This is a genomic window from Cupriavidus sp. 01L46, assembly GCF_056399905.1.
Window position 1 is genome coordinate 1 of sequence record NZ_JBFTSF010000373.1, and the last position, 6,589, is coordinate 6,589.

Here is a 6,589-nt window from a genome sequence, read left to right on the forward strand (position 1 = left end):
GCTCAGGATTACCCACAAATCATCGACATGACTTCATTCGTTCTGGCGGAAGATGCGATACATCTTGATGCTCTCGTGCAGGATGAAGAAGCCGCGCCAGAGCACAGTGGGCCCTGGCGGGCGGTCGTGCTTACGGCCCAGATAGCCGCCGAGTTTGGCAATCCACAGGACGGCCTCGCTCAGCGTGGGCGGCTTCTTGGGCGGCGTGGTCGTAGCGTGAGTGCTGCAGTACAACGCTTGCCACTCGATGGGTTGCAACAGCACCTCGCAAGTGAGGTCTGTCTCGAGCCGGGAGAGCAGCGTCGCATACAGAATGCGCCAACTGATCACAGCAAAGAGCGCGGTAGCGCGCATGAACCGATCGACGCTGCCGAACTGCCTGGCCTCGATCTGACAGCCACTCTTGAGCACCCGATGCCACGACTCAATCGTCCAGCGGCGCGCGTACCAGGCGAGCCGCTCAAGCGCCTGCTCGCGAGAGTGAGTGGGTACCGAGGTGAGCAACATCCACTCGATCGGCGTCACGTCTGCAGGAGCGTTCGTCTCGATAGCCCACACCGCAAACAGGTCGACTTCGGCCAGGTTCGGGCGGCTGCACGGTGGTCGCATCCGCACCGGCGCACAGCGGATCGCAAGCTGCGCGGTGCGTGCCACGGTCTTACTGGCGGCAGGTACCTGAAGTTGGGTTTCACCCAACACTGGAGCCAGCGCCATGGCTTCCCACAGGTACTTCTGGGGATGATCCACGCCCCGGTTCCAGGATGCGCGCACCAGCCAATCGACCCCGGCAGGCCGCTCGGCGAGGAACAACTCATAGACGTCCGCCTCGCGGTCGCACACGCCGACGAGTTGGGTATCCGGACAGCGCGTCTTGAGCGTGCTGAGATGCTTGATGCCCTCAAGCCACTTCGCGCTCTCTTTCTCGGTGATCGGCAACTGCTTGCGGCTATGACGCTTGCCCAGCTGTTCAAGTGGCCGAGTCCACGTCTTCAGCCCGAGCACCCCAAGCGGCAAGCCCTCCGGTGTGAGGGCGAGCAGGCTATGCATAAAGAACCCCCGAACGTGCTTGTGGCTCGTGTAGCCCAGCCCATCGGTGGATTCCAGGTGTGTCAGATTGAACTCGGTCGTGTCCTGCGCAGCCAGCACAACCGGCACCTGCTGCATGCGGCCGAGAGTCTGGGCTATGTGCGCGCCAAGGATGCCGTCGGCGTCGACCTGCTTGTTGTCGAAGAAGCGATACGCTGCCTTCAACTCCGGGGCGCTGAGGGACGTGGGAAACGAACAATGCGGGCTTTGCGCAAGACGTCGCGCGAGCGCAACCAAGCGTTGCGTGCGGCGGGCATCCCCCAATTCGGCTGCGCCAAATTCGTCGATCGCCCAGTCGTCGGAGTCGGAGGTGGAAGGCAATGGCGTACATCGCGGTGAATGACGGCAAGCAACCCCAACCTCCAGCTCATCCGTCATGCCCATGCCGCCGTGCAATTGCACGGCTTGCTGGCCGACGAGGCGGCCGGCCTTGGCGACCGTGACCTTGGCGGCGCTGAGCATGCGGCGGCGTTGGGCGGGATCGGTTTCGTCCAGTGCCTGGGCTGCCACGTAGGCCATCGACAACGCGAGTTCCTTTTGTACGAGCATGTCGGCCATGCGGTGCTGCAGCGCCTGGAACACGGCTAGCGGCTTGCCGAACTGCTGCCGCGTGCGCAGGTATTCGGCGGTGATCTCGATCAGCTTTTCCATGGCACCGGCGGCTTCGGCGCATAGCGCGGCAATGCCGTGGTCGATGCCGTGGAGCAGGGCGGGCAGGCCGTCGGCCGCGTCGCCGATCATGGCGCCGGCGTCCACGGCGACGTTTTGCAGGGCGAGGTCGGCGGCGCGCAGGCCGTCCATGGTGGGATAGCCGCGCACGGTGAGCCCGGCGGCGTTGCCGGGTACCAGGAACAGGGCAAGCTCATTGCTGCCGCAGATGCGCGCGGTGAGCAGGAAGGCGTCAGCGGCTTCGCCGTGCCAGGCCAGGCTCTTGCTGCCGTTAAGGACGTAGCCGTCGCCCTTGCGCTCGGCGCTGGCGCGCGCGGCCTCGGGGCGGTAGCGGGTGGTGGGTTCCAGGTACGCGAGGCTGACCACGCGTTCGCCGGCGGCGATGGCGGGCAGCCACTCGTTTTTCTGGGCGGCGCTGCCATAGGCGGTGAGCACGGCGGCGGCCATCACCGCGGTGGGCGTGACCGGTTCCAGCACCAGGCCACGGCCCAGTTCGCGCTGCACCACCAGCTGGCTGGCGGCGCTTTCGCCGAAGCCGCCGTATTCGCCGGGCACGGTCAGGCCGAGCACGCCCATTTCGGCTAGCTGTGCCCAGGTGGCGCGGTTGAAGCTGCCGCCGCCGCGGGCGCTCTTGCGGCGTTTATCGAAGGTGTATTCGGTATCGATGAAGCGGCGCAGGCTGTCCGCCAGCATCTGCTGTTCTTCGCTGTAGTTGAAGTCCATGACTGTGCTTGTTCCGTCTGTGCTCTCAGAAACCGAGGATCATCTTGGAGATGATGTTCTTCTGTACTTCGGTAGTGCCGCCGTAGATCGATGTCTTGCGCATGTCGAAATACGTGGACGCGGCGGGCGCGGCCCAGGCCGGGGCGTGCAGCGGTGCGTCGGCGGGCGGCGCTTCGCCGGCTTCGAGCCAGCGCGGCGAGTAGGGCCAGGCATTGGGGCCGGCCACTTCCATCTGCAGCATGGCGAGATCCTGCTGGATCTCGGAGCCACGGATCTTGACGATGGAGGCTTCCGGGCCGGGGCCGCGGCCGGCGTCTTGCGTGGCTACGCGCAGCAGCAGCATTTCCAGCGCCATGATGTCCATCTCGATGCGCGCGATCTTGTCGCGCATGCGCACGTCGTCGACCAGCGGGCGGCCGGCGCCGTCGGTGGCTTGCGCGGCGTAGTGCTTGAGCTGGCGCAGCTCGCGGTTGCAGTGGCCGATGCCGGCAATGCCGGTGCGCTCGTGGCCGAGCAGGTACTTGGCATAGGTCCAGCCGCGGTTTTCTTCACCCAGCAGGTTGCCCGCCGGCACTTCCACATCTTCGAACCACACCTCGTTGACGTCGTGGCCGCCGTCCAGCGTGACGATCGGGCGCACGGTCACGCCCGGCGTCTTCATGTCGATCAGCAGCATCGAGATGCCTTCCTGCGGCTTGGACTCGCTGTCGGTGCGCACCAGGCAGAAGATCCAGTCGGCGAAGTGCGCCATCGTCGTCCAGGTCTTCTGGCCGTTGACGATATAGCGGTCGCCCTGGCGCACGGCGCGCGTCTTGAGCGAGGCCAGGTCGGAGCCGGAGCCGGGTTCGGAGTAGCCCTGGCACCAGAAATCCTCCACCGTGGGGATGCGCGGCAGGAAGCGCTCCTTGTGTTCCTGGCTGGCGTACTTCATCAGCACCGGGCCGATCATGGTCAGGCCGAAGGGCAGCAGGCGCGGCGCGCCCGCACGGAATGCCTCGATCTCGAAGATCAGGCGCTGCAGCGCGTTCCAGCCGGTGCCGCCCCATTCCCTGGGCCAGGTCGGCGCGCCCCAGCCCCGCGCGTGCAGGATACGGTGCCAGCGCACATAGTCATCCTTCTCCACGCGCTGGTGAGCCAGCACCTTGTCGCGGATATCCGCGGGCAGGCTGGCCTGCACGAAACTCCGAACTTCTTCGCGGAACGCTTGTTCCGCCGCGCTGAAACGCAGGTCCATCTGTTTGTCCCCTCGGTTGGGAAGGCGGGCCGCCACCGGCCGCCGTTTTGAGTCGTTGCCGGGATTTTATGGGTGGCAGGGCATTCGGTTCTTCCGCAATGGCAAAGCCGTCCTTCCGCGCTTGCGAACCGATGGCCGCGGCCAGCCAACCGCCTGCCAGTGCACATGCCAGGCAGAACACGGCCTTAGCCAAATCCAAATGGCACGCGGCTGGCGCCTGCCGCACACTGGCGCAGTGCCGTCGCAGCACAAGAACCATTCACGCCGAGGAGACAGGCGATGCCCCGCTGGACCAAACGTTGCACCCGATGGCTCGCCCTATGTGGCTGGCTGGCGGCCACGGCGAGCGCATTCGCCGCTTATCCGGACAAGCCCGTCCGGCTGGTGGTGCCCTTCCCGCCGGGCGGCGCCACCGACCTGCTCGCGCGTGAAGTCAGCCATGCACTTTCCGTGCGGCTCGGCCAGTCGGTCGTGATCGAGAACCGGCCCGGCGCGGGCGGCAACATCGCCGCCGTAGCTGTGGCGCGCGCGCCGGCCGATGGCTATACCTTGCTGTTCGGCACCTTCGGCTCGCTGGCCGTCAACAAGAGCCTGTACGACAAGCCGGGCTACGATCCGCTCAAGGATTTCGCGCCGGTGGCCTCCGTGGCCTACCTGCCCAACGTGCTGGTGGTCCATCCCTCCGTCCCGGCCCGTAACGTGGCCGAGCTGCTGGCGCTCGCCCGGCGCGAGCCCGGCAAGCTGACCTACGGCTCTTTTKGCAACGGCTCGTCGTCGCACCTGGCCGGCGAGCTCTTCACCCATATGGCGGGCGTGCGCATCGACCACGTGCCATACAAGGGCAGCGCCCCGGCCATGACGGACCTGATCGGCGGGCGCCTGACCATGATGTTCGACAGCATCTCCACCGCCTTGCCGTACGTGCGTGACGGCCGCGTGCGCGCGCTGGCGGTCACCACCGCCAAGCCATCCGAACAGTTGCCTGGCGTGCCGACGCTGGCCGCTGCCGGTGTGCCCGGCTACGAGCTGACGGCCTGGTTCGGCGTGGTGGCGCCGGCCAATACCCCGGCCGCCATTGTCGATCGCCTCAATGCCGAGATCGTGGCGTCGCTCGCGCAGCCCGAGCTGGCGGCACGGCTGGCAAGCCAGGGCACGGTGCCCTTTCCTTCGACGCCGGCGCAGTTCGGCACCTATATGCGCACCCAGTACCAGAAGTGGGACGGCCTGATCAAGTCAGCAAACATCCATCTGGATCAGTGAGTTCGCCATTCCTTGCCATTCTCAGCCGTTGCAACAGCCAGTCCGGTTCCAACCTAATCATCGCTTGCATCATGTCCTCTTTCCGCCCCGAGTTCATTCACGACATCCCCCGGCACTGGGCCGAGCAATCGCCCCAGGCGCCTTGCCTGCATGAGGCCAGCGGCGTGCTTAGCTACGGCACGCTATGGCAGCGCATCACCGCCACGCGCGACTGGCTTGCCGCTCAGGGCGTGGGGCAGGGCGACCGCGTGATGGTGGTGGGCGAGAACTGTGCCGAGATGGTGGTGATGCTGTTTGCCTGCAGCGCGCTGCACGCGTGGCCGATCCAGGTCAACGCACGGCTCTCGCCGCGGGAGATCGATGGCATCCGCGCGCATGCGGAGCCGTTGTTGACCTTCTTTACCAACCATGTCTCCGACGTAGCCGCGGCGCATGCCAGGCGGCTCGGCGCACAGCCCACCGATTGCGTGGCGCTCGATCCTGGCCTCGCCAGGCTGCGCGCCTCGGAGGTGCCGCCGCGCGTGAGCGCCACCCAGGCGCGGGACGTGGCCACGCTGATCTATACCTCCGGCACCACCGGCGCGCCCAAGGGCGTGATGGTGCCGCACGCCGGCCTGACCATTTTCGCGCGGATCTCGGCCGCCTCGCGCCATCTCGGTCCCGACGACATCGCCTACGGCGCGCYGCCGCTGTCGCATATCTTCGGCATCGCCACCGTGCTGATGGCCACGCTGTACGCGGGCGCCAGCCTGGTGATGCGGCCACGCTTCGATGCGGCGGACGTGTTCGCCGCGCTGGAGTCCCCCGGCGTCACCATGCTGCAAGGCGTGCCCACCATGTTCACGCGCATCATGGCGGTGGCGCGGGAGTCGTCGCTGGACAGCGGCGCTGCTGCGTTTCCCCGCCTGCGCTATCTCTATACCGGCGGCGCGCCGCTGGACCCGACTCTCAAGCGCGACACCGAGGCATGGTTCGGCCAGCCGCTGCATCACGGCTACGGCATCACCGAATACGCCGGTTCGCTGTTCATCACCCGCATGGATGCGCCGCGTGCCGATTGCTCCGCCGGCTACATCGTCGAAGGCGTGGAGATCAACATCACCAGCGAACAGGGCGAGCCGATGCCCGCCGGCGAACGCGGCCAGATCCGCGTGCGCGGCCCGGGCGTCATGCGCGGTTACTTCCGCAACGCGGAGCAGACGGCCGAGGCGCTGTTACCGGGCGGCTGGCTCAATACCGGGGATCTGGGCTTCCTGGGTGAAGACGGCGCACTGTTTATCGTGGGCCGCTCCAAGGACCTGATCATCCGCTCGGGCTTCAACGTCTACCCGATCGAGGTGGAATCCGTCATCAACGCCTTCCCCGGCGTGCGCCAGTCCGCCGTGGTCGGGCGCGCTGCCGCCGATGGCAACGAAGAAGTCGTGGCTTTTATCGAAACGCAGCCGGGCGCGAAGCTGGACACCGCCGCTCTGGAGGCCTACCTGCGGGACAGCCTGGCGCCGTACAAGCGGCCCGCGCAGATCCGCGTGATCGAGACCATTCCCACCACCGCCAGCGGCAAGCTCTTGAAGCAGCCGCTGCGCGCCATGCTGGACGGCACTGCCGTAGCGGCATGAC

The 6,589-nt window shown here is 66.7% G+C and carries 4 protein-coding genes; 2 read left to right on the plus strand and 2 right to left on the minus strand.

Annotated elements, in window-relative coordinates:
- Positions 1-33 precede the first annotated feature (33 nt).
- Both AC1DS3_RS34595 and AC1DS3_RS34600 read right to left on the minus strand, forming a co-directional pair.
- Positions 34-2,478 carry an IS4 family transposase gene (locus tag AC1DS3_RS34595; RefSeq protein WP_477128951.1) on the minus strand — a complete coding sequence of 815 codons (2,445 nt, stop codon included), beginning with the start codon at positions 2,476-2,478 and terminating at the stop codon, positions 34-36.
- Positions 2,479-2,503: 25 nt separating this feature from the next.
- Positions 2,504-3,712, minus strand: a complete 1,209-nt coding sequence (locus AC1DS3_RS34600) for an acyl-CoA dehydrogenase family protein (protein ID WP_441639881.1) — start codon at positions 3,710-3,712, stop codon at positions 2,504-2,506.
- A 279-nt stretch (positions 3,713-3,991) separates the two neighbouring features.
- Here AC1DS3_RS34600 and AC1DS3_RS34605 point away from each other — a divergent pair, with 279 nt between their 5' ends.
- A complete protein-coding gene (locus AC1DS3_RS34605) occupies positions 3,992-4,972 on the plus strand; it encodes a tripartite tricarboxylate transporter substrate binding protein (RefSeq protein ID WP_477128952.1) in 981 nt (326 codons plus the stop codon).
- 71 nt (positions 4,973-5,043) lie between these two features.
- Positions 5,044-6,588 (plus strand): class I adenylate-forming enzyme family protein, encoded by a 1,545-nt coding sequence (locus AC1DS3_RS34610; RefSeq protein WP_477128953.1) that lies wholly within the window; start codon positions 5,044-5,046, stop codon positions 6,586-6,588.
- The last annotated feature ends 1 nt before the right edge of the window (position 6,589 follow it).